20 protein-coding genes and 2 pseudogenes are annotated in these 22,309 nt (G+C 71.0%); 9 read left to right on the top strand and 13 right to left on the bottom strand.

The genetic code is table 11. From position 1 onward, the window contains the following. Positions 1-451, bottom strand: a pseudogene (locus E1267_RS31595) (hypothetical protein); the annotation flags it as partial. 180 nt (positions 452-631) lie between these two features. Between E1267_RS31595 and lon the strand changes: the two are divergent. From lon to E1267_RS31570, 4 genes are all read left to right on the top strand, one after another. Further along, on the top strand, positions 632-2,989 hold the full coding sequence (gene lon / locus E1267_RS31590) for an endopeptidase La (RefSeq protein WP_132337886.1): 2,358 nt from the start codon (positions 632-634) through the stop codon (positions 2,987-2,989). Between the two features lie 334 nt (positions 2,990-3,323). Continuing rightward, positions 3,324-3,908: a hypothetical protein gene (locus E1267_RS31580; protein WP_132337884.1), complete on the top strand. Its 585-nt coding sequence runs from the start codon at positions 3,324-3,326 to the stop codon at positions 3,906-3,908. 113 nt (positions 3,909-4,021) lie between these two features. Beyond that, complete coding sequence (locus E1267_RS31575) at positions 4,022-5,557, top strand: AMP-binding protein (protein WP_132337882.1); 1,536 nt, start codon at positions 4,022-4,024, stop codon at positions 5,555-5,557. 222 nt (positions 5,558-5,779) lie between these two features. Next, positions 5,780-7,000 (top strand): S1C family serine protease, encoded by a 1,221-nt coding sequence (locus tag E1267_RS31570; RefSeq protein WP_132337880.1) that lies wholly within the window; start codon positions 5,780-5,782, stop codon positions 6,998-7,000. A gap of 66 nt (positions 7,001-7,066) precedes the next feature. Here the strand turns inward: E1267_RS31570 and E1267_RS31565 are convergent, their stop codons facing one another. The 8 genes from E1267_RS31565 to E1267_RS46720 all read right to left on the bottom strand — a co-directional run bounded on the left by E1267_RS31565 (position 7,067) and on the right by E1267_RS46720 (position 14,053). After that, complete coding sequence (locus tag E1267_RS31565) at positions 7,067-7,807, bottom strand: ABC transporter permease (RefSeq protein ID WP_132337878.1); 741 nt, start codon at positions 7,805-7,807, stop codon at positions 7,067-7,069. After that, entirely contained in the window at positions 7,800-8,690 is an 891-nt protein-coding gene (locus E1267_RS31560; RefSeq protein ID WP_132337876.1) for an ABC transporter ATP-binding protein, read from the bottom strand. Before E1267_RS31560 ends, E1267_RS31565 begins: the two co-directional genes overlap by 8 nt. Continuing rightward, complete coding sequence (locus E1267_RS31555; RefSeq protein ID WP_165959904.1) at positions 8,687-9,025, bottom strand: transcriptional regulator; 339 nt, start codon at positions 9,023-9,025, stop codon at positions 8,687-8,689. Before E1267_RS31555 ends, E1267_RS31560 begins: the two co-directional genes overlap by 4 nt. Next, positions 9,022-9,645: a transporter gene (locus E1267_RS31550; RefSeq protein WP_132337872.1), complete on the bottom strand. Its 624-nt coding sequence runs from the start codon at positions 9,643-9,645 to the stop codon at positions 9,022-9,024. Before E1267_RS31550 ends, E1267_RS31555 begins: the two co-directional genes overlap by 4 nt. A gap of 93 nt (positions 9,646-9,738) precedes the next feature. After that, positions 9,739-11,487 (bottom strand): amino acid ABC transporter ATP-binding/permease protein, encoded by a 1,749-nt coding sequence (locus tag E1267_RS31545; RefSeq protein WP_246064381.1) that lies wholly within the window; start codon positions 11,485-11,487, stop codon positions 9,739-9,741. After that, positions 11,484-13,307: a thiol reductant ABC exporter subunit CydD gene (gene cydD / locus E1267_RS31540; protein WP_181957867.1), complete on the bottom strand. Its 1,824-nt coding sequence runs from the start codon at positions 13,305-13,307 to the stop codon at positions 11,484-11,486. Before cydD ends, E1267_RS31545 begins: the two co-directional genes overlap by 4 nt. A 6-nt stretch (positions 13,308-13,313) precedes the next feature. Continuing rightward, positions 13,314-13,646, bottom strand: a complete 333-nt coding sequence (locus tag E1267_RS31535; protein ID WP_181957866.1) for a hypothetical protein — start codon at positions 13,644-13,646, stop codon at positions 13,314-13,316. After that, on the bottom strand, positions 13,628-14,053 hold the full coding sequence (locus E1267_RS46720; RefSeq protein ID WP_181957865.1) for a permease prefix domain 1-containing protein: 426 nt from the start codon (positions 14,051-14,053) through the stop codon (positions 13,628-13,630). The genes E1267_RS31535 and E1267_RS46720 overlap by 19 nt, the downstream gene beginning before the upstream one ends. A 92-nt stretch (positions 14,054-14,145) precedes the next feature. Between E1267_RS46720 and E1267_RS48085 the strand changes: the two are divergent. Both E1267_RS48085 and E1267_RS46715 read left to right on the top strand, forming a co-directional pair. Next, positions 14,146-14,379: pseudogene (locus tag E1267_RS48085) on the top strand (SRPBCC family protein); the annotation flags it as partial. A gap of 65 nt (positions 14,380-14,444) precedes the next feature. Further along, positions 14,445-14,594, top strand: coding sequence for an SRPBCC family protein (locus tag E1267_RS46715; protein WP_246064380.1), 150 nt, complete (start codon positions 14,445-14,447; stop codon positions 14,592-14,594). A 9-nt stretch (positions 14,595-14,603) separates the two neighbouring features. Here the strand turns inward: E1267_RS46715 and E1267_RS31520 are convergent, their stop codons facing one another. Continuing rightward, a complete protein-coding gene (locus tag E1267_RS31520; protein ID WP_132337870.1) occupies positions 14,604-15,812 on the bottom strand; it encodes a pentapeptide repeat-containing protein in 1,209 nt (402 codons plus the stop codon). 220 nt (positions 15,813-16,032) lie between these two features. On the opposite strand from E1267_RS31520, the gene E1267_RS31515 reads away from it, so the two are divergent. From E1267_RS31515 to trxA, 3 genes are all read left to right on the top strand, one after another. Continuing rightward, entirely contained in the window at positions 16,033-17,673 is a 1,641-nt protein-coding gene (locus E1267_RS31515) for an ExeM/NucH family extracellular endonuclease (RefSeq protein ID WP_246064379.1), read from the top strand. A gap of 121 nt (positions 17,674-17,794) precedes the next feature. Continuing rightward, the gene (locus tag E1267_RS44785) at positions 17,795-17,947 is read left to right on the top strand and encodes a hypothetical protein (protein ID WP_165959903.1); all 153 of its coding nucleotides are present in this window, start codon (positions 17,795-17,797) and stop codon (positions 17,945-17,947) included. Positions 17,948-18,016: 69 nt separating this feature from the next. After that, positions 18,017-18,391: a thioredoxin gene (gene trxA, locus E1267_RS31510; RefSeq protein WP_132337866.1), complete on the top strand. Its 375-nt coding sequence runs from the start codon at positions 18,017-18,019 to the stop codon at positions 18,389-18,391. Positions 18,392-18,438: 47 nt separating this feature from the next. On the opposite strand, the gene E1267_RS31505 is transcribed toward trxA, so the two are convergent. The 3 genes from E1267_RS31505 to E1267_RS31495 all read right to left on the bottom strand — a co-directional run bounded on the left by E1267_RS31505 (position 18,439) and on the right by E1267_RS31495 (position 22,053). Further along, positions 18,439-19,245, bottom strand: a complete 807-nt coding sequence (locus tag E1267_RS31505; RefSeq protein WP_132337864.1) for an SAM-dependent methyltransferase — start codon at positions 19,243-19,245, stop codon at positions 18,439-18,441. Between the two features lie 183 nt (positions 19,246-19,428). Continuing rightward, complete coding sequence (locus E1267_RS31500) at positions 19,429-20,766, bottom strand: class II 3-deoxy-7-phosphoheptulonate synthase (RefSeq protein ID WP_132337862.1); 1,338 nt, start codon at positions 20,764-20,766, stop codon at positions 19,429-19,431. Positions 20,767-20,847: 81 nt separating this feature from the next. Beyond that, positions 20,848-22,053, bottom strand: a complete 1,206-nt coding sequence (locus tag E1267_RS31495; protein ID WP_165959902.1) for an FAD-dependent oxidoreductase — start codon at positions 22,051-22,053, stop codon at positions 20,848-20,850. Between the last annotated feature and the right edge of the window lie 256 nt (positions 22,054-22,309).

Below are 22,309 nucleotides of genomic sequence, written 5' to 3'. Positions count from 1 at the left end.
CTCTCGCCCCGGACGAGCCGCCCCTGGCCTCCTCGTCGCCGGCTGCGGGGTCGGGCGCTCTGGTGTTGTCGTTCTCGGGTGTGGGGGTGGGTGCTTCGGTGTTGTCGTTCGCGGGCGCGGGGCTGAGTCCTCCGGCGTTGTCGTCGCCGGGCACGGGATCATGAATTCCGGTGTTCTCGTCGCCGGGCGCCGGGCGGGGACCCGTGGCCGGTAGGGGGTCGGATCCGGTGTCCTCCTGGCCGGCTGTCCGGGTGAGATCTCTGGTGTCCTGACCGGCTGCGGGGTTGAGACCCGTGGCGGGTGCGGCGCCGGAGACGCCGCCGGGCTCCGTCGGGGGCGCTTCCGGCGCGGGACCGGCGTCGGCCGCGCGGTCGGGCCGCTCGCCGGGAGCGGCGCTGGAGCGACGAGGGCGCCGGCGGACGAGGTCGCGGGCGCGTCGGACGGAGATCACCTGGTCGAGCTTACGGTCGGGGCCACCTGCGCCGCGTCACACCAGGGGCGGATTCCGGCTGTCACTCCCAAGTATTCCGATTACATGATTACGCTCGCTGTGAGCGAACAGCAGCAAAGAAGGGAACAATCCGAGGCTCCGATGAATTGAGTCTGTTGTACTCAACCCTTTGGAGTTCGCATGAGTGAGAGCTTGATCCTTCCGGTCCTGCCGCTCGACGACGAGGTCGTCCTGCCGGGCATGGTGGTTCCGCTGGACCTGTCCGACTCCGACGTGCGCGCTGCCATAGACGCGGCCCGCGCATCCGGTGGCAACAAACCGCGGGTCCTCCTCGTTCCCCGCATAGACGGCCGCTACGGCGCCATCGGCGTGCAGGCGGTGGTCGAGCAGGTCGGGCGGCTGCCCGGCGGCGAGCCGGCCGCCGTGGTGCGCGGCGTCGACCGTGTCCGCGTGGGCACCGGCACGACGGGCCCCGGCGCGGCCCTGTGGGTCGAGGCCGACACGATCGACACCGTCGCCGCCGGCGAGCGCGCCCAGGAACTGGCCAGGGAGTACAAATCGCTGGCCACCACGATCCTGCAGAAGCGCGGCGCCTGGCAGGTGGTCGACCAGGTCAACCAGATCGACGACCCCTCGGTGCTGGCCGACAGCTCCGGCTACACCCCCTGGCTGAGCACGGCGCAGAAGGTCGAGCTGCTCGAGGCCGCCGATCCGGCCGACCGGCTGGCCAGGTTGGTCGAGTGGTCGCGCGAGCACCTCGCCGAGCTCGACGTCGCCGAGACGATCCGCAAGGACGTCCAGGAGGGCATGGAGAAGCAGCAGCGCGAGTTCCTGCTGCGCCAGCAGCTCGACGCGGTGCGCAAGGAGCTGAAGGAGCTCAACGGCGACTCCGAGACCGAGGAGGAGGACTACCGCGCCCGCGTCGAGGCGGCCGACCTGCCGGAGAAGGTGCGCGAGGCCGCGCTCAAGGAGGTCGACAAGCTGGAGCGGACCCCCGACCAGTCCCCGGAGACCGGATGGATCCGCACGTGGCTCGACACGATCCTCGACATCCCGTGGAACGACCGCACCGAGGACAACTACGACATCGTCGGCGCCAGGGCCGTGCTCGACGCCGACCACACGGGCCTGTCCGACGTGAAGGACCGCATCATCGAGCACCTGGCCGTGCGCAAGCGCCGCCAGGACAAGGGCCTCGGCGTGGTGGGCGGCCGCCGCAGCGGCGCCGTGCTGGCGCTGGCCGGTCCTCCCGGGGTCGGCAAGACCTCGCTGGGCGAGTCCGTGGCCCGGGCGATGGGCCGCAAGTTCGTCCGCGTCGCGCTCGGCGGCGTACGTGACGAGGCGGAGATCCGCGGCCACCGGCGCACCTACGTCGGCGCGTTGCCTGGCCGCGTCGCCCGAGCCATCCGCGAGGCCGGCTCGATGAACCCCGTCGTCCTGCTCGACGAGGTCGACAAGGTCGGCGCCGACTACCGCGGCGACCCCACGGCCGCCCTGCTGGAAGTGCTCGACCCGGCCCAGAACCACACGTTCCGCGACCACTACCTCGAGGTCGAGCTCGACCTGTCCGACGTGCTGTTCCTGGCCACGGCCAACGTCCTGGAGGCCATCCCCGGGCCGCTGCTCGACCGGATGGAGGTCGTCACCCTCGACGGCTACACCGAGGACGAGAAGGTCGCGATCGCCCGTGACCACCTGCTGCCCAGGCAGCTCGAACTGGCCGGGCTCACGGCCGAGGAGGTCACCGTCGACGACGCGGCGCTGCGCAGGCTGGCCGCCGAATACACCCGCGAGGCGGGCGTGCGCTCCCTGGAGCGGGCGGTCGCGAGGATCCTGCGCAAGGTGGCGGCCAGGGACGAGCTGCCGGTCACGGTCGGCGAGGACGACCTGGTGGGCTACATCGGGCGGCCGAAGTTCGTGCCGGAGTCGTCGCTGCCGGAGTCGCGCCAGCGCACCTCGGTGCCGGGCGTGGCCACCGGCCTGGCGGTCACCGGAGCCGGGGGCGACGTGCTCTACGTGGAGGCGTCGATGGCCGACCCGGAGACCGGCGAGACCGGGCTCACGCTGACCGGCCAGCTCGGCGACGTGATGAAGGAGTCGGCCAGGATCGCGCTGTCCTACCTCCGCTCGCACGGCGCGGAGCTGGAACTGCCGGTGACCGCGCTGAAGGACCGCTCGGTCCACGTGCACTTCCCCGCGGGCGCCGTACCGAAGGACGGCCCTTCGGCCGGTGTGACGCTGACGGCCGCGCTGGCCTCGCTGCTGTCGGGGCGGCTCGTCCGCGGCGACGTGGCCATGACCGGTGAGATCTCGCTGACCGGGCGGGTGCTGCCGATCGGCGGTGTCAAGCAGAAGCTGCTGGCCGCGCACCGCGCGGGCATCACGACGGTCCTCATCCCGGCCCGCAACGAGCCGGATTTGGACGACGTGCCCGAGGAGGTCCGCGACGAGCTGACCATCCACACGGTCAGCGACGTGCACGAGGTGCTGGACCTGGCGCTCACCTCCGCCCAGGTCCCCTCCTCCATGGCGGCCTGACCGCCGCGAAGTGCGTCGGACGACAGCGGCCCCGTGATCAGACACCTGATCACGGGGCCACTGCCGGTGAGGACTGGTCGTGCGGGCGGGCCACGACAAGGACGCGAACATCGTGGCCCTCGGCAAGCTGCTGCGGGGCCAGCGCGTCAAGAACTTCATCCAGCAGAAGTACGCCGGCTCGCTGATTCCCGCGTAATGATATTGAGAAACGCCTGAGGTGGCCGGGAATAACGGACGATCAATGCCTTTCCGGCGGCAAGTCATTTGTAAGCGGTGCGCAATCGGCCGGGCGTACTAAAACGGGGTCAGAAAAACCTCTCCCGAGGAGGCCCAAGTGCGATTCCTTGCGCGGATCATGCTCGGCGTCGCCGTCACCGTCCTGGTGGCGCTCATCGCTCCGGCCGCCGCGAACGCGACGGCGGGCAGCACGGCATCCGACACCCGCTCGTCCGACGTGAGCTGGGGATCTTATTACTCCACCGACCACAAGGCCAAGGCGTCCGGCCACGTGTCGGTCGACAAGAAGCGCGTCAAGCACTGGTACGTGAAGTGGGTTCCGGTGAAGAAGCGCGTGTGCTGGGAGGACCGTAAGGGCCACAAGCACTGCAAGTGGGTCGTGAAGAAAATCAAGAAGCACGTGTGGCAGTGGCGTTACGACCGCTCCCACACCGTGCACAGCACGCTCTCGAACCACAAATGGGCGGGCCGCAACAAGTGTGCGTGGGAAACGTTCAAGGTCGTGCGTGAGAACGGTTCCTCGTACGTCGAGCAGTTCCGCAACTGCGGCAGGCACCCGAGGCACTTCGCCTTCCACGCCGAGGACGCCGTCCGCATCCACGTGGACGTGAGCAGGGGCAACCGCCACCACCCGACCGGCCACCACAGCGGCTGGCGGAACATCTTCCACGCGGCCGCCTGACGCGCCGCCCACGAGCCGCGGCCTCGACGACGAGGCCGCGGTTTGGCCGGCCTGGAGAACCTCGCGAGCCGGGTTCTGGCGCGGTGGCCGAGCAACCGAATACTGTTCTGTTCATGTATCCGGGAGCCATCGCAGCAGCCAACCCAGACAAGCCCGCTGTGATCATGGCGGGCTCCGGGAAGGTCGTCACCTACCGCGAACTGGACGAGGAGTCGAACCGGCTGACCCACCTGTTCCGCGCGGCGGGACTGCGGCCGGGCGACCACATCGCCTTCATGCTCGCCAACCATCCGCTCTTCCTGGCCGTCGCCTGGGCCGCGCACCGCTCGGGCCTCTACTACACGCCGGTCAGTTCGCGACTGCAGGCCGACGAGCTGGCCTACATCGTCGGCAACTGCGGCGCCCGGGTGTTCATCTCGAGCGCCGACCTGGCCGGCGTCGCCACCTCCACAACCGACACCACGCCGGAGGTCGAACTGCGGCTCATGCTGGACGGCGTGGCGGAGGGCTTCGCGTCGTACGAGGCGGCGGTCGCCGGGCAGCCGGTCACCCCCATCGCCGACGAGTGTCTCGGGGCGGACATGCTCTACTCCTCCGGCACCACCGGGCGGCCCAAGGGCGTCAAGCCGGCGTCCTCGCACGGCGCGCTCACCGAGCCCGGGATGTTGTTCAAGCTCATCGAGGCCCTGTTCGCGCCGTCGTCCGACAGCGTCTACCTCTCGCCGGCGCCGCTCTACCATGCCGCGCCGCTGCGTTACTGCCTGACGTTCCAGCGGCTCGGGGCGACGGTGGTGGTGATGGAGCGCTTCGACCCGGAGCGGTATCTGGCGCTGGTGGAGAGGTACGGGGTGACGCACTCGCAGCTTGTGCCGACGATGTTCATCAAGATGCTCAAGCTGCCGCCGGAAACCCGGGCAAAATACGATATTTCCTCGCTCAAGTATGCGATCCACGCCGCTGCCCCCTGCCCGGTCCCCGTCAAGGAGAAGATGATCGACTGGTGGGGCCCGATCATCCACGAGTACTACGCCGGCACCGAGGGCAACGGCTTCGTCTATGTCGGCTCCGAGGACTGGCTGCGCCACAAGGGGACGGTCGGTCGCTCCCTGCTCGGCATCGTGCACATCTGCGACGAGAACGGCGACGACCTGCCGCCGGGCGAGCACGGCACGATCTTCTTCGAGAACGGCGGCCGCTTCGAGTACCACGGCGACCCCGGCAGGACCCGCTCGGCCCAGGACCCGCGGGGGAGGGGCTGGACGACCCTGGGGGACATCGGCTACCTGGACGATGACGGTTTCCTCCACCTCACCGACCGCCGCTCGTACATGATCATCTCGGGCGGGGTGAACATCTACCCGCAGGAGGCCGAGAACATGTTGTCGGTGCATCCGAAGGTCGCCGACGTGGCGGTGATCGGGGTGCCGGACGAGGAGATGGGGGAGCGGGTCAAAGCCGTGGTCGAGCCCGCGTCCATGGAGGAGGCCGGGCCCCGGCTGGAGGCGGAACTGATCGCGTACTGCCGCGAGCACCTCGCCCACTACAAGTGCCCGAGGTCGGTCGACTTCCGGGAGCACCTTCCCCGTCATCCGACGGGCAAGCTCTACAAACGCCTGCTGCGCGACGAGTACTGGCCGGCGCGAACGTAAAAGTCAGGTCACAGCTGCCCGGCACGAGCGGCGGCTCCCGCAGTGCCGGGGCACCGTCCCGCAGATAATTCTCCACCACGATCTCGCTCCATGCGACCGGCCCTTGACCAGCGGTGATAAACCACATGTCAACGGCCTCCTGTCATCGCCGATCACGGCCTTAAACAGCTCTTACGCGCGGCTTGGCACTCTGGAGTCATCGGGACTTGAGGGAGATGACAGATGGACGCGAACGAGCCTCGCGAGCAGAGCTCCGGCGGGTGGAGCCAGTTCGGCGCCACCCCGCCGTCCGCCGGGGGCTTTCCCCGCCGGGAAACGCAAAGAATGGAGCAGCCGGCTCCGCCCCCGCCCGCGCCACCGAAGAAGCCCGGGTTCTCCGCCGGCAGGAAGGCGATCGCCGGGCTGGCCCTGGCCGCGGTGGCCGTCGGCGGCGGTGTCGTGGGTGCCACCGTGGCCACCTCGTTCCAGCCTGAGCCGGTCGCCGAGACCGGCACGCCGAGCCCCGTCTTCAAGTCCGCCGCCGATCCGATGACCGTCGCCGACGTCGCGGCCAAGGTACAGCCGACCGTGGTGATGATCAAGGGCCAGACCCGTGAGGGCTCGGGGGTCGTGCTGTCGGAGGACGGCCTCATCCTCACCAACAACCACGTGGTGGAGCCCGGCGGCGGCCAGATGACCGTCAAGTTCAGCGACGGCAAGACGGCCAAGGCCACCGCCGTCGGCACCGACCCCGCCACCGACCTCGCGGTCATCCGCGCGGAAGGCGTCTCGGGGCTGCCCAAGGCCACGCTCGGCGACAGCGACAAGCTCAAGGTGGGCGACGCCGTGCTCGCCATCGGCAGCCCTCTCGGCCTGGCCGGATCGGTCACGGCGGGCATCGTCAGCGCGCTGGACCGTACGCTGACCACCGGCGACGAGCCGCGCCAGCAGCTTCCGCCGGCCTGGCCCCAGCAGGGTCAGGAGAGCAGCGGCACCACGATCGGCGGGGCGATCCAGACCGACGCCTCGATCAACCCGGGCAACTCCGGCGGCGCGCTGGTGAACGCCGCGGGCGAACTGGTCGGCATCAACACCGCGATCGCCTCCGACGCGGCCGGCGGCGGCGTCGGCTTCGCCATCCCGGTCAACACCGCCAAGCAGGTGTCCGAGCAACTCATCAGCAGCGGCAAGGTCACCCACGCCTTCCTCGGCGTGAGCGTCACCGACGCCACCGGCGACGTGCCGGGCGCCCTGGTCAGGCAGGTCACCGCGGGCAGCCCGGCGGAGAAGGCCGGGCTGCAGGAGGGGGACCTCATCACCAAGATCGCCGGCAAGTCGGTTGACGGCGGAGATACTGTGGTGGGACAGGTCAGAGGTTTCAAACCCGGCCAAGAGGTCAAGATCACATATATGAGGGACGGGAAGGCCGGCGAGGCCACCGTGACCCTCGAAGAGAAGAAATAACAGGACCCCCTCATGGACGGGTGTGCCGTTGAGATCGCTGCGGACTCGGCGGCACACCCCCCATGATCAGGAGAAACGGCGGCCCTCGTCGCGGCGGTAGGCCCATCCTGCGGCCACCGCCGCCACCACGGTCCACACGGCGAGCATGACCACCGAGACCACGTCGGGGCTGGTGCCCGCCGTCACCGCCCACAACAGCTCGGCCGCGCCCCTCGTGGGCGTGTATGGCGAGACGACCGCGATGAAGTCGGGCAGGTGGGCCGGTGGCAGCAGCAGCCCGCCGAGGATCGCGAGCGGGAAGAACAGCAGCTGTGACACCGCGACGACGGCCTTCGACGTCAGCACGTAGCCGAGGAACAACCCCATCAGCATGAACGGGATCCCGCAGACGACCAGCGCGCCCAGCCCGGCCAGCAGCCTGAGCGGCGTGATCGTCGCCTCCGTGAGGAGCGCCGCCACCAGCAGTACGGGCACCACCGATGCCAGCATGACGGCCAGCGTCGACACCATCCGCCCGGTGAAGCGGGGGAACGGGCCCGCGGGAAGCGTGCGCAGGTAGGGGTTCCACGGCTGCTCGCGCTCCATGGCGACGGCGATGCTGAGCCCGATGAGCGCGCCCGAGGTCGCGCCGAAGAACATCATCGACGCCGACGCCATCGTGGCCGCCTGCGCGTGGTCGCCCGCCATCGGCACCACGAACACCACCATCGAGAGGGACGGGAACAGCGCGCTGGCCAGAAGCCCGATGGGCACCCTGATCTGCTCGATCATGAGATAGCGGGTGTGCGCGACGACCAGGCTAGACATGCGCGGCCTCCTTCGAGGTGATGGCGAGGAACGCCTCTTCGAGCGTGGTGGGCTTGATCTCGAGGCCGGTGAACGGCGTGCCGCCCGTCACGAGCTCGACGACCAGCCGGTCGGGATCGGTGGTCACCAGGCTGATCCGGCCGTCGCCGGCGCGCTCGGCGCCGAGCACGCCCGGTAGCCCCTCCGGGTCGGGCAGGTCGGCGGTGAACGAGACGCGCCGCACTCCCACGATGCCGCGTACGGACTCCATCGTGTCGTCGGCCAGCACGCGCCCGTGGCCCACGACGACGACCCGCCTGGCCAGCGCCTCGATCTCCTCGATGTAGTGGCTGGTGACGAGCACGGTGCCGCCCTCCTCGTGGAAGGACGCGATGCCGTCCCACAGGGAGCGCCTGGACTCGACGTCGAGCCCGGTCGTCGGCTCGTCGAGGAAGACCAGCTCGGGGTTGCCGGTGAAGGCCAGCGCCACGGCCAGGCGTCGCTTCTGGCCGCCGGACAGGCCGCCTACCTGCCGCTTGATGAGGTCGCTCAGGCCGAAGCGGGCCAGCAGCTCGTCCTTGTCGCACGGCTCGGGGAAGTGCGCCGAGACGAAGTCGATGATCTCACCGACGCGTAACGTCTCGGGCAGCCCGGTCTCCTGCGGGGTCATGCCGATGCGGCGCCGCATGGCCGGGTCCTGCGGCGAGCCGCCGAACAGCGTGACCGTGCCGGAGGTCGGGCGGCGCAGTCCCACGAACAGGTTGATGAGGGTGGACTTGCCCGCGCCGTTGGGGCCGAGCAGCCCGACGATCTCGCCTGCGCGGATGTCGAGCGTGACGCGGTCGAGAGCGAGCGCGTCTCCGTAGCGGCGGGTGATCTCGGCCGCTCGGGCGATGACGGTCATGTGACGCCTCCGGCGTTGTCGAGCCCCGCGTTGTCGAGCAGGGCTCGGATCTGCTTGGTGTATTCCTCGAAGGCCAGCCGCCCGCGCCTGGTGAGTGCCACGAACGTGACGGGCGTACGGCCCTTGTGGGTCTTGGTGATCCGCACGTATCCGGCCTCCTCCAACTTGGTCAGGTGCACCGACAGGTTGCCGGCGGTCATGCCGAGCAGTTCCTTCATGGAGCCGAAGGCCATCTCGTCACCTTCGGCGAGCACGTTGAGCGTGGCGACGACCCGCAGTCTCGCCTGCGCGTGGATCACCGGGTCGAGATCGGGGGGCGTCTTGTCCGTGCTCACGCCGGGCGCCTCCGCAGCCACACCCCGGCCACGACGAAGCCGCCTCCCAGCAGCACGGCCGTCAGCAGCGCGTGCCAGCCGGCGCCGAGCAGCACGCCCACCGCGTCGACGGCGGCGACCCAGGCCCCGATGAAGAACATCGGCCAGTTGAGCCAGAGCGCGCCGCCGGCCATGTGCAGCACGCCCACCACCAGCAGCGACGTGCCCGCCCAGAGCAGGCCGGTCTCGTCGGGCGGCAGCAGGGGGCCCATCCGGAGGCAGATGACGACCATGAGGATCATGCCGGCCATCCACGCGTAGCCGTACATCGCGCCGCGGGCCGTGCTGTCGCCCCGGACGAGGTTGTTCATCCGCACGATGCCGAACGCGGCGATCGCGGCTGCCACGAGTTGCGCGCACATCAGCACCGTCAGCGCCTGCATCTGAGAGATCGGCGCATACGACCGGTCGTCCAGCCCGTAGTGCAGGAAGAAGGCGGTGAAGCCGAGCAGCCAGGCCACGCCCCAGGGTGTGTAGAGCAGCAGCGGGTCGCCGTAGAGCCATTTCGTGGTGGCGGCGCGCTGCTCCTCCATGACGCGGAGCATCTCCTCGGGATCCGCCGTCCGGTCGTCGTCTACCACTGCAAACTCCTCGCTATCGCAAACTGGTTTGTATCGTAAACCAGATTGCGCCGCCAACACAATGCCGCCAGGCGAGGTTCCGCGTGGTGCGGTCTAACGCCTGGTCAGGACCTCGGACTCCCACAGGTCCCGGTAGTAGCCGGGCGCGGAGACGAGCTCCTCATGGCGGCCGCGCTGGGCGACGCGGCCCTCGTCGAGCACGACGATCTCGTCGACCGTCTCCAGCCCCTTGAGCCGGTGCGTCACGAGCAGCGTGGTGCGGTCCCTGGTCACGTCGAGCAGGTCCGCCATGAGCCGGTCGGCCGTCTCCTCGTCGAGCGCCTCCGCGGGCTCGTCGAGCAGCAGCACAGGAGGGTCGTACAGCAACGCCCTGGCCAGGGCCAGCCGCTGCAGCTGCCCGCCGGACACGGTCCTGCCGTCCTCGCCCAGCTCGGTGTCCCAGCCGGTGCGCTCCACCCACGTGTCGAGCCTGGCATCGCGTACGGCGCGCCATAGCTCCTCGTCGTTCGCCTCCGGGCCCGCCAGGCGCAGGTTGTCGCGGAGGGCGGCACGGAAGATGTAGGGGTCCTGGGTGAGGCCCGTCATCAACGTCCGCACGTCGTCACCGGAGAGCTCACGGATGTCGGTGCCGTTCACCGTGACCGTGCCCGACTCCGGCTCCACCAGGCGCATCAGGGCGGCCAGCAGCGTACTCTTCCCCGCCCCGCTCGGGCCGACGACGGCGACCCGCCTGCCGGGCGTGAGCCGCAGCGACACGCCGTCCAGCGCCGGCCGGCCGCCGTCCACCGGCTCACCGGGCCCCTCGGGGCCGGCGGAGGTGGCCGGGTCACCCGCCGGGAACGCCTCCCTGGCGGCGTGGCGTACCACCAGGTCGTCGATCTCGACGGTCAGGGGGCCTCGGGGCCGTGGCGCGGGCTCGGCCGGCTCGCCCACCGCGGGCGCGGCGGAGCCGACCTCGCGCAGCCGCCGCAGCGCCGCCGTGATGCCCGCCATACGCTCGCCCGCCGCGGCCAGGGGCAGCACCGGCTCGAAGGCCACCAGGGACGTCAGCGCCAGCACGGCCGTCCCGACCGAGCCGGCTCCCGCCCCCTGGGCGAGCAGGACGACGGCCGCCACCGTCAGCCCCTGCACCAGGATGCCTCCGGCCAGGGCGGCGGCGTGGACGCGGGCCTGGCGGCGTTCGAGTGCGGCCAGCGACTCGTCCGCGGCCAGAGCCCGGTCCAGGGCGGCGTCGTCGGCGCCGTACGCGGCCAGGTCCGCGGCGCCGTGCACGAGGTCCGCCACCCGGCCCGCCAGCGCCGCCCGCGCCGGGGCGATTCTGGCCGACCAGCGGCGGGCTGCGGCCGCCGTGCCCACGGGCAGGGCGACCCCGGCCAGTACCAGGCCCGCCACCAGCACCAGAGCCGCCACCGGCAGGATCGTCAGCCCAATGACCACGGCGGCCAGCCCGGCCATCGCCGCCGCGGCGGCCGGGAGCATGCAGCGGACCAGCAGGTCCTGTACGGCCTCGGTGTCGTCGACCATGCGGCTGAGCAGGTCGGCGCCGCCGTGACGGGGGCGCTGGGGCGGGATGAGCGCCTGGTAGAGGCGCTCACGGGTGCCCGCCTGGGCGCGGAGCGCGACGTCGTGCCCGGTGAGCCGTTCGGCGTAGCGGAAGACGCCCTTGCCGGTGGCGAACGCCCTGGTCGCCACGATCGCCACACTCAGCGCGGCCAGCGGCGGCTGCTCGGCTGCCCTGGTGATCAGCCACGCGGCGGCGGCGATCAGCCCAAGCCCCGCCAGGTCGGCCGCCGACCCGGCCAGCACGGCCCAGACGAGTCGCGTCCCCATGCGCCGGTTCATCGTCCGCCCTCCTTGCCGTCCGCCACCTGCCGGCCGCTCCGGGCGTGCCCGGCCGTCTCGTCCCGCGCCGGCGCACCGACCGGGCCCGCGCCTCCTGGGGAGCCGCCTGGCGGGCCGGTCTCCACCCGGTCCGCCGTCGTGGCGGGGCGGGTGGTGTCGGAGACGACGCGGCCCTCGTGGAGGCGCACCACCCGGTCGGCGAGGTCGATCATCGCGGGCCGGTGCGCGACGATGACGGCCGTACGGCCCCGGGCCAGGTCCCCGGTCGCCGCCACCACGGCGGCCTCGCTCCGCCCGTCCAGGCGGGCTGTGGGCTCGTCGAGCAGCAGCACCGAGGCCTCGGGGCGGCAGAAGGCCCGCGCCAGCGCGATCCGCTGACGCTGGCCCGCCGAGAACCCGGCCCCGCCCTCGCCGACCACGGTGTCGAACCCCCGGGGCAGGCCGGCCACGAAGCCGGCGTACGCGGCGTCGGCCGCCCGGCGGACCTCCTCCAGGGAGGCCGACGGCGCGCCGAGCCGGATGTTGCCCGCCACCGTCGTGGCGAACAGGTGCGGCCGCTGCGCCACGAACGCGAGCCGCGCCCGCCAGCTCGCCGGGTCGAGGTCGCGCAGGTCCGTGCCGTCGATGAGCACCCGCCCCTCGGATGGTTGGACGAAGCCGAGGACGAGGTGGAGCAGCGTGCTCTTGCCCCCGCCGCTCTCGCCGACCAGGGCGACCCGTTCGCGCGGGCCGATGGTGAGGGAGACGTCGTCCAGCGCGGCGGCGTCCCGGCCCGGGTAGCGCACGGTCACGCCCTCCAGCCGGATCTCAGGGGCTCCCGCGGGCGCGGGAGCGGGCGTCCCCGCCGGTACGGCGGCCGGGCGGCGTACGGGCTCGTCCTGGTCCGCGGCGGAACGGTCGAGCACGGCGAAGGCCGCGTCGGCGGCGGCCACCCCTTCCATGGACGCGTGGAAGCGCGTCCCCATCGCCCGCAGCGGCAGGTACGCCTCCGGCGCCAGCAGCAGCACCAGCAGCGCGGTCGTCAGGTCCAGGGAGCCGCCGAGCAGCCGCAGTCCGATCGGCACCGCCACCAGCGCCAGCGACAGCGACGCGCACAACTCCAGGACCAGCGACGACAGGAACGCCACCCGCAACGTCCGCATGGTGGCGCTCCGGTGGGCGTCGGCGACCTGCTGGATGACGCCCGCCTGGTAGCGGGCCCGCCCGAACGCCCGGAGGGTGGGCAGCCCGCGCACCACGTCGAGGAAGTGCCCGCCGAGCCGCGACAGCGCGAGGTACTGGCGTTCGGTGACGGCCTTGGTCGTCATGCCCACCAGCGCCCCGAAGACGGGGATCAGCGGCAGCGTGACGAGCACGATGACGGCGCTGGCGAGGTCGGCGGCGAACAACCGGACCAGCACGGCCACGGGCACGACCGCGGCGACCGCGATGGCGGGCAGGTAGCCGGTCAGGTAGGCGTCGAGCCCGTCGAGGCCGCGCCCGGCGAGCGTGACGAGCTCGCCGGAGCGGTGCGCGGCAAGCCTCTCCGGCCCCAGTTCGCGCAGGCGGGCGAGCAGCCGGTGGCGCAGCGCCGACTTGACGCCGGTCGCGGTGCGCCCGGCGAAGACACCCTGCGTCCAGGCGAGGAGCGCGCGTACGCACACCACCGCCGCGAGCGCGGCCAGCGCGGCGGCGGCGAACCTGCCGGACAGCACCCCGGCGAGCAGTTCGGCCTGCACCAGCACGAGCAGTCCCGCCAGCACGGCCGCGGCCATGGTGACGGCGAGGTGGCGGCGGACCGAGCGTTCGGCCCGCATGAGTCGCAGGAGATCCTTGTGCACGTGTCCTCAGAAGAACGACGGGAACCGGAAGGCGTCCTTACCAGGATGGAAAGTCCGCCATACCCATATTTGCGCGCCGAGGATGATGGGTGCGAACGGCAGCACCATGACACTGAGCACATTCAGCGTGGCAGGGGGTGCGCTGCGCCCCAGCAGGTACGGCATCGCGCCCACCAGCACCCCCACCAGCACCCCCACCGCGGGGATCGCGGCGACCAGCCCCGCCGCGAGCAGCGCCAGGCCCGACCGCGTGGCGCCGAACCCGCCCGGCGTGCGCCAGGCCAGGAACGTCCATCCGTGCAGGGCGAACAGCAGCGTCATCACCACGCCCAGCAGCACGCCGAGCGGGTGGACGGGCGGCGACGCGAACCCGGTGGCCGCGGGTAGACCCCGAACATTGTCCCGGCGCCCGCCACCAGCCACACCTCGTTGGCCAGCACGTACGGCGCCACGGCGGCCACCACCAGCGGTGCCAGCCCCAGCGTGAGCGCGACGAAGTCGTCGGAGGGCGGGTAGGCACGCCACAGCAGTGACCACATGAGCACCGTGATCGGCAGGCCGGCGAACATCAGGACACCGAGCCGCCGGCCCGCGGAGGCGGTCAGCTCGGCCTGGTAGCCGGAGGCGATCTCGGCCACCTCCCCGAACTCGGCCACCGCGACCCGCTCCGCCTCCGCCCGCTCCAGGCCCTCGGCCTCCAGCGCGTCGGCGGTGTCGGTCAGGCTGTCGCGCGCTTCGACGACCATGTCGATCCGCGACTGGCTCAGCCCGTACGAACGGTTCTGGCGGGAACGGCTCGCCACCCTCACGACCGTGCTCGACGAGATGGAGGACGACGATGACCCGCGACACGACGGCTGACGACCCTTGCGCGATCAAGGTCGACCAGTTCATCGCCCACCCGCCCGCGAAGGTCTGGCGGGCGCTCACCGAGCCGGAGCTGGTCGCCCGCCGGCTCATGCCCAACGACTTCAAGCCGGAGGCCGGGCACCGGTTCACGTTCACCACGGCCCCCAAGAAGCAGGTCGGGTTCGACGGCGTCGTCCACTGCCAGGTGCTGGAGATCCAGGAGCAGCGGCTGCTGAAGCTCAGCTGGAGCGACGGCGGACGCGCCGACTGGACGGTCACCTGGCGCTCGTGCCCGAGGGCAGGGGCACCCGGCTGTTCATCCACCACGAGGGCTTCGACCCTGACGACGAGCTGCGGCAGCTGTCACGCCGGATCATGGGCGGCGGCTGGCGCAACGCCATCCTGCGCACCATCGCCGCCGTCGTGGACGAGCTCTGAGCGCCGTCCCTACGGCCACCAGCGGTGGCCGGCCAGGCGACGCATCTCCACGGCGGCGGAGGCGAAGTCGGCGGAGGTGACGTGGTCGTCAGGGGACAGTCCGGCGTAGAGGGCGGCGAGGTGGTCCGGCGTCGCGGCGGGGTCTGCCGCGTGCGGCCCGCGGCGCATGGTGTGCTCGTCGGCCAGCGCGCGGCGGCGGGAGAACCAGCGCACCATCGGCCGGCGCAGGCTCACCCGCACGCCGCGCGGAGTGAGCGAGAACACGCAGTCCTCCACCCGCACTCCGGACGGATGGGCCAGGCCGGCGAACCGGCACGCCGACAGGTCCAGCCCCGACAGCGCCAGGTCGGCGGCCTCGACCCGGCGCAGCGAGGTGAGCGTGGACCTGCCCTTGCCCGTCACGACGGCGGGGCCACGCAGCACCGCGCCCTCCAGGTCGGCCTGCGAGTCGGTCAGCCGCAACGTCGTCGGGCCCGACACCGCCACCCCGCGCAGGTCCACGCCGCACCGGGCGACGACCACGTCGAGCAGGCCGTCGGCGCGGGCCCTGGCCGCCGAGAGCCGGCCGGTGGCCGACAGGTACGCGTCCCCCGCGAAGTGGGCGGCGTCGAAGCCGGCGTTCCCCATGACCTTGCGGAACGACAGCGTACGGCCGAAGCGGGTGCCCCTGAAGGCGGCTCCGCCGCAGAGGCGGGCGCCGTCGAAGGCGGCGTACCCGTCGAACCTGGCCCGTTCGCACGACAGCCCGTGGCCGAACACGGCCTGGCTGAACAGCGCGTCGCGGGACATCAGCGCCCGGTCGAGCGAGACGTGCCCGCGCACGGTGACGCCGTGGAAGGAGAACTCGCGGGCGAACCGGGCGCCGGCCAGCGACACGTTGCCCTCGAACCGGGCGCCGAAGAACGAGGCCAGCCGGTCGAACCTGGCGTCGTCGAGCGACACGTCGCCGGTGAACGTCACGCCCGGCAGCCGGATGTCGCCGGTGAAGCGGGCCCGGTCGAACCGTGCCCGGCCGGGCCTGCCGCCCGCGGCCTCGATGACCCGGGACATCAGGTCGCCGTTGACGGTGGTGCCGCGCAGGTCGAGCAGGCGGCCGGGGCGCAGCGCGGCGAGCGCTTCCGAGAGGTGGTCGGGAGGGAGGTGGGCGAGGCAGTGGCCGGCCGGGCGGACGGCGACCCCGGTGCAGCCGGCGGAATGCGCGCAGGTGACCCAGTCCATGCCGTGGTCATACCCGCGGCGGCCCAATGTCAAGATTGGATGATTTAATGTTCTATCCACTTTTGTGTGAAAAAATGCGGTCTAAATTACCTCTATTGTGCCAGGCATGCGCGCTTTATCCCGAGCATCCCTCACCGCCTTGATCGCGGCGGCCCTCCCCACGTCCCTGCCCGTGGTTCTGCCCGTGGTTCTGCCCGTGGTTCTGCCCGTGGTTTTGTCCGTGGCTCTCCTCACCACGCCGGCTCAGGCCGAGCCGCCCGCCCCCTGTGCCACCACCGCCACGCACCGGATCTCCCAGGTGCAGGGCGAGGGCGACGCCACCCCGCTGGCCGGCCAGACCGTGCGGGTCGAGGGCGTCGTCACCGGTGACTTCCAGCGGACCGACCAGCTCGGCGGCTTCTTCCTCCAGGATCCCCGCCCGGACGCCGACCCGCGGACCTCCGAAGGGCTGTTCGCGTACGCGGGGGAGGCGGTCAAGGACGTCGAACCCGGCGACCGGGTTCTCGTCACCGGCCGGGCCACCGAGTTCAACGGGTGGACGGAGCTGTCGCCGGTCACCGCCGTGGACGTGTGCGGCACGGGACGCGTGGCTGCGCGGCCGTACCTGCTGCCCTCCGGCGGGCTGGAGCCCGTCGAGAACATGCTGCTGACGTTCCCGCAGCCGCTCACCGTCACCGAGCACTACAATTCGGGCCGCTACGGCGAGGTCACACTCTCCTCCCAGGGCCGGCTCTTCCAGCCGACCGACCGGCGCGGCGTGGTCCCGGCGGCGAACGCCCGCCGGTCGCTGCTCGTCGACGACGGCTCCACCAGGGAGAACCCGGCCACGCTGCCGCCCGTCGTACGGGCCGGCGACGTGGCGAGCGGGCTCACGGGCGTGCTCGGGTACGGCTTCGGCGCGTACCGGTTGCAGCCCACGAAGCCGGTCGCGTACAGAAGCGCCAACCCGCGCCCGCGCAGACCCTCACCGGTGGCCGGGAACGTGAAGGTGGCCTCGTTCAACACCCTCAACTGGTTCACCACGCTCGGCTCGCGCGGCGCCGGCGACGCCGAGGAGCAGCGGCGTCAGCTCGCCAAGCTGGTGGCCGCGCTCAAGGGCGTGAACGCCGACGCGGTCGCGCTCATGGAGGTCGAGAACAACGGCCGGACCGCGCTGCAGGCGCTCGTGGACGCCGTCAACGCCGAGGTCGGAGCGGGCACGTACGCCGCGCTCACGCACCCCCACCCGGGCACCGACGCCATCCAGGTGGGCCTGATCTACAAGCCCGCCAGGCTGACCCCGGTGGGGGAGACCAGGGCGTCGCAGGACGCGGTGTTCAGCCGGCCGCCGCTGATCCAGACGTTCCGCGGGAAGGGCGGTGGCCGGCCGTTCACGCTGGTGGTCAACCACCTCAAGTCGAAGGGCAGCTGCCCCTCCAGCGGCCCCGACGCCGACCAGGGTGACGGTCAGGGCTGCTGGAACGCCACCCGCGTCGCCCAGGCCGAGGCGCTGCTCGGCATCGTCGCGGACCTGCCGGGACCGATCGTGCTCGGCGACCTCAACGCCTACGGCGAGGAGGACCCGATCAGGACCCTTGAGAGGGGCGGTCTGGCCAGCGTGACCAAGAGGTTCGTCCCCGCGCCGCAGCGCTACAGCTACGTCTTCGACGGGCTCGCGGGCGAACTGGACCACGTGCTCGTCGGCAGGGAACTGCGGGGGCGCGTGACAGGCGCGACCATCTGGCACGTCAACGCCGACGAGCCGCGCATCCGCGACTACAACACCGAGTTCAACCCGCCGGACCTCTACCGGCCTGACGCCTACCGCTCCTCCGACCACGACCCGGTGATCGCAGGGCTGACCCTGCCCGGCGGAAGGTAGACAGTGGAAAGGGGACAGTCGTCAGTAGGATCCCCTTCCGTTGAGATCACGACTCATCACACAGCTGGAAAGGGGGACGGGACAAGGGCCTGATGCCGCCCGGAGCCCCTGGCGAGGCCGTATGATCGCGGTCGCCGGTCCGCACACGGTGCCCCTCGGCCGGTTGGGGCGCCGGGCCGAGCAGCCCGCCTTCAACCACATCTGGGACCGGGCGGGCAAGGAGATCGAACGGGTCATGCTGCCTCTCACCGTGGTGGAGTTCGCTCTGGCGTAGGGCCGGAATCACCGGGCAGGGTATTGAGTTCTAACGGTCACAGACGTAGCGACGAACGAGGAGCCTCTTGTGGCGACCATCGAAGTGACAGAGAAGACCTTCAACGACATCGCCGACAAGGGGATCGTCCTGCTCGACTTCTGGGCCGAATGGTGCCCGCCCTGCAAGAAGTTCGGGCCGATCTTCGAGAAGGCGTCGGAGAAGCACGAGGACATCACGTTCGGGAAGATCGACACTGATGCGGAGCAGGGGCTGGCGCAGGGTTTCGACATCACCTCGATCCCCACGCTGATGGCCATCCGCGACGGCATCGTGGTCTTCGCCCAGGCGGGCGCCATCCCGGCCCCCGCGCTGGAAGACCTGATCAGGCAGGTTCGGGCGCTCGACATGGACGCCATCAGGGCGGAGCTCAACGAGGAGCTGAAGAACGCCCAGAAGAACTGACCCTGGCGAGCCCCGCCGCTCACGGCGGGGCTCTCGCGTGATCGCCCTCAGGGCTTGCGGCCGACTCCCACGTACCCGAACGTGATGCCCTTGCCCGGGTCGCCCGGATCGTCCGTGCGCCAGTCGTACGGGTGCACCAGACCGGGCTCGGCCAGCTCGTACCCGTCGAAGAAGCGCTCGATCTCCTCCCGGGTGCGCAAGTTCAGCGCGGCCGTGGCCTTGCGGTATACCTCCAGGGCCTGCTGGGTGATGTCGGGCCTGGGGTCCACGGCGTGGCTGATGACCAGGTGGCTGCCGGGCGCGCTGGCGTCCCGCAGCCTCGTCACCACCCGGTGGGCGAGGTCGTCGGGGACGAAGTGCAGCACGGTCAGCATCAGGAACGCCACCGGGCGGTCGAAGTCCACCAGGCCGTCCAGCCTGTCCAGCAGCGCGTCGGGCTCGCGTACGTCCGCCTGGAGGAAGTCCACGTTGTCGCGGCGGGCCAGCAGCGCCCTGCCGTGCACGCACACCACGGCGTCGTAGTCGACGTACACGACACGCGCCTCCGTGGCGATCTCGTGCGTGTTGCCCTGGGTCGGCAGGCCGGCTCCGAGGTCGACGATCTGGCGCGCGCCCTCGTCCACGAGATGGCGTACGGCGCGGCGCAGGAACGCCCGGTTCGACCGGGCGGCCTCCTTGGTGTGGGGGAAGGTCTTGAGGATCTGCTCCGCCGCTGCACGGTCGGCCGCGAAATTGTCCTTGCCGTCGAGAAAGTAGTCATACATTCGCGCGACGTTAGGGACGTTGGGGTCGACCCCCTCGGGGGCATCATCCACGTTTTTCTCCCGATAATTCGCCCTGTTTGCGGCGATCATAGCGGGGTAAACCGCCAAAATCTCCAGAAAAGGTGATGACGGAGAGCGCCATTGAGGCGCACATCACGTTCTGTGACCTGCGTGGCCGCGTGGTGAACAGCGGAAGGCCCGGCCGCCCCGCACGAGGACGAACCGGGCCGTACGTGTCCGGACCCGGAAGGGAGGGACACAGGTTCAGAGGGGTCAGCCGCGGTAGAGCTCGGCCACCTGGAAGGCGAGGTCGAGCGACTGGCCGCGGTTGAGCCGCGGGTCGCAGGCCGTCTCGTAGCGGGTGGCGAGGTCGGTCTCGCCGATCTCGTGGCCCCCGCCCACGCACTCGGTCACGTCGTCGCCGGTGAACTCGATGTGAATGCCGCCGGGGTGCGTGCCGAGCGACCTGTGCACCTCGAAGAAACCGGCCACCTCGTCGAGCACGTCGTCGACCCGCCGCGTCTTGTGGCCGCTCGGCGCCTCGAACGTGTTGCCGTGCATCGGGTCGCAGATCCAGGCCACCCTGGCACCGGTCGCGCTGACCTCCTTGACCAGCGCGGGCAGCGTATCGCGGATCTTGGAGGCGCCCATCCGGGTGATGAACGTGAGCCGGCCCGCCTCGTTGCCGGGGTTGAGCTTCTCCACCAGCGAGACCGCCTCCTCGGGCGTCGTCGAGGGGCCGAGCTTCACGCCGATCGGGTTGCGGATGCACGAGAAGAAGTCGACGTGCGCGCCGTCGAGCTGGCGGGTGCGCTCGCCGATCCAGACCATGTGCGCCGAGACGTCGTAGGGCAGCCCGGTGCGGGAGTCGATGCGGGTCAGGGCGCGGTCGTAGTCGAGGATGAGTGCCTCGTGCGAGGAGTAGAACTCCACCGTGTGGAACTCCTCGGGATCGGCCCCGCAGGCCCGCATGAACGCCAGCGCCTGGTCGATCTCCCTGGCCAGCTTCTCGTAGCGGCGCCCGGCCGGGGACTCGGCGACGAAGTCCTGGTTCCAGGCGTGCACCTGGCGCAGGTCGGCGTAGCCGCCCTTGGTGAAGGCGCGCGCGAGATTGAGCGTCACCGCCGAGGAGTGGTAGGCCTTGAGCAGTCGCCACGGGTCGGGCCTACGGGCCTCCGGGGTGAACTCGAAGCCGTTGACCATGTCACCGCGGTAGGCGGGCAGCTCCACGCCGTCGCGGATCTCGGTGCCCTTGGAGCGCGGCTTGGCGAACTGCCCCGCGACCCGGCCGATCTTGACGACCGGCACCTTGCCCGCGTAGGTCAGCACGATCGCCATCTGCAGCAGTGTCTTGAGCTTGTTGCGCACGTTGTCGGCGGTGGCGCCGGCGAACGTCTCGGCGCAGTCGCCGCCCTGCAGGACGAAGGCCTCGCCGCGGGCCACGGCGGCCAGCTGGTCCTTCAGCTGGTCGCACTCGCCCGCGAAGACGAGTGGGGGCAGGCCGCCGAGCTCGGCGACGACCTTGTCGAGCTCACCGGGGTCGGGCCAGTCAGGCTGCTGCGCCGCGGGGAGGGCTCGCCAGGAATCGAGATCCACGAGATTGCTGCTCACGAGATACGAGGGTATTCCACTGGGTCACCCCTACCGACCCCATTGTCCACGTTGTGAGAAGGCAGTTATCCGGATTCGGGCTCAGGACGGCGGGCTTTCCCTGACGTTCACGTGCTCGGGACGCACGCCGAACCCGATGAACCGCGGGATCAGCCGGTTGACCAGCGGAACCTTCGTCAGGTCGCGGGGCAGGACCGACGGGTCGAACCGGCTCGACAAAGCGGGACGGATCACCAGATTGTGCACCACCCGCTGGGCCGTCTGAGTCACCCTGGTCGGCGTCATCCGCCTCCTCTGCAGCAGGTGCAATGTCCGCTCGGGGATCGGCGCGCCGGACCTGAGCGAACCGGCCAGCAGGTTGGCGGCGGCCACCGCGTCCTGGACGGCCAGGTTGATGCCCACCCCGAACACCGGCGACATGGCGTGCGCGGCGTCGCCGATGCACAGAAGTCCCGGCCGGTGCCAGCCGCGCAGCCGGTTGAGCGCGACCGTGAGCACGCTCACGCCGTCGTAGCCGCGGATTTCGCCCGTCCGGTCCGCCAGCCACGGCAGCAGCCTGGCCACCGGCTCGCGCAGAGCGTCGATGCCGCCGCTCACGAGCGCCGAGAATCCGCCCTTGGGGATGACGTACGCCAGCTGCCAGTACGTCTCCCGGTTGATCGCCACCATCATGGCGCCGCTCGAGATCCGCAGGAACGTGTCGTCACGGTCCCCGTCGTTCCTGGGCAGCGCGAACCAGACCACGTCCATCGGCGCCCTGAGATCCTCGGGCACGAGGCCGGCCCGCTCGCGCAGGATCGAGGAACGCCCGTCGGAGGCCACGGTCAGGGCCGCCCTGATCTCGTGCTCGCCCGACCCGTCGCGGTAGCGGAGCCCGCGCACGGCGCCGTCCTCGCGGATCAGGTCGTACGCCTCGGAGTTCATCAGCAGCCGGAAATTCGGGTATGTCCCGGCCGCCGACGTGACGAGGTTGAGGAAGTCCCATTGCGGGACGAACGCGATGTAGTCGTATTTACCGGGCAGGCCGCGCAGGTTCGCCAGCCTGATCTCGCCGGTGTCGGTGACGATGCCGACCTCGTACGCCTTCCTGTGGGGCAGCCGCAGGAGATCCCGCGCCAGTCCCAGCTCGTCGAGCACCTGCAGGGTCGACGGGTGGATCGTGTCGCCCCTGAAGTCGCGCAGGAAGTCGCCGTGCTTCTCCAGCAGCGTCACCTCGACGCCCGCCCTGGCCAGGACGAGCGCGAGGACCGCACCCGCCGGCCCGCCGCCCGCTATCACGCATCCCATGAACCTCACCCAGTGAACTCGACAAGCCGGAGTCCCGGGCATCCGACATGCCCGGGGATCCGAAGTACATGCGTGAGCCGTCCACCGTAGTCCTCCTCCCCGCGCCCGCGGGCGGCCCCACGGCCAGGGCTCTCCAGCGAAGGAGGAACCGATGAACGACGACCCCCACGACCCCCACGCCCTTGCCGGCGTCTACGCCGCGCACGCGCTGCCGTACGTCGAGCAGCTCCTGTTCGAGGACCACCTGCGCGAATGC

Origin of the sequence: Nonomuraea longispora (assembly GCF_004348345.1) — a bacterium.
Classification (GTDB): domain Bacteria; phylum Actinomycetota; class Actinomycetes; order Streptosporangiales; family Streptosporangiaceae; genus Nonomuraea; species Nonomuraea longispora.
The sequence above is the reverse complement of the archived record's forward strand: the minus strand, read 5'-3'. Positions and strand labels throughout refer to the sequence as shown.

Bases quoted from the DNA above. Each gene is read 5' to 3' on its own strand.
- lon (WP_132337886.1), top strand. From the start codon at position 632: ATGAGTGAGAGCTTGATCCTTCCGGTCCTGCCGCTCGACGACGAGGTC.
- E1267_RS31575 (WP_132337882.1), top strand. From the start codon at position 4,022: ATGTATCCGGGAGCCATCGCAGCAGCCAACCCAGACAAGCCCGCTGTG.
- E1267_RS31570 (WP_132337880.1), top strand. From the start codon at position 5,780: ATGGACGCGAACGAGCCTCGCGAGCAGAGCTCCGGCGGGTGGAGCCAG.
- E1267_RS31565 (WP_132337878.1), bottom strand. From the start codon at position 7,807: ATGTCTAGCCTGGTCGTCGCGCACACCCGCTATCTCATGATCGAGCAG.
- E1267_RS31560 (WP_132337876.1), bottom strand. From the start codon at position 8,690: ATGACCGTCATCGCCCGAGCGGCCGAGATCACCCGCCGCTACGGAGAC.
- E1267_RS31545 (WP_246064381.1), bottom strand. From the start codon at position 11,487: ATGAACCGGCGCATGGGGACGCGACTCGTCTGGGCCGTGCTGGCCGGG.
- E1267_RS46720 (WP_181957865.1), bottom strand. From the start codon at position 14,053: ATGGTCGTCGAAGCGCGCGACAGCCTGACCGACACCGCCGACGCGCTG.
- E1267_RS31520 (WP_132337870.1), bottom strand. From the start codon at position 15,812: ATGGACTGGGTCACCTGCGCGCATTCCGCCGGCTGCACCGGGGTCGCC.
- E1267_RS44785 (WP_165959903.1), top strand. From the start codon at position 17,795: ATGATCGCGGTCGCCGGTCCGCACACGGTGCCCCTCGGCCGGTTGGGG.
- E1267_RS31505 (WP_132337864.1), bottom strand. From the start codon at position 19,245: ATGATCGCCGCAAACAGGGCGAATTATCGGGAGAAAAACGTGGATGAT.
- E1267_RS31495 (WP_165959902.1), bottom strand. From the start codon at position 22,053: ATGGGATGCGTGATAGCGGGCGGCGGGCCGGCGGGTGCGGTCCTCGCG.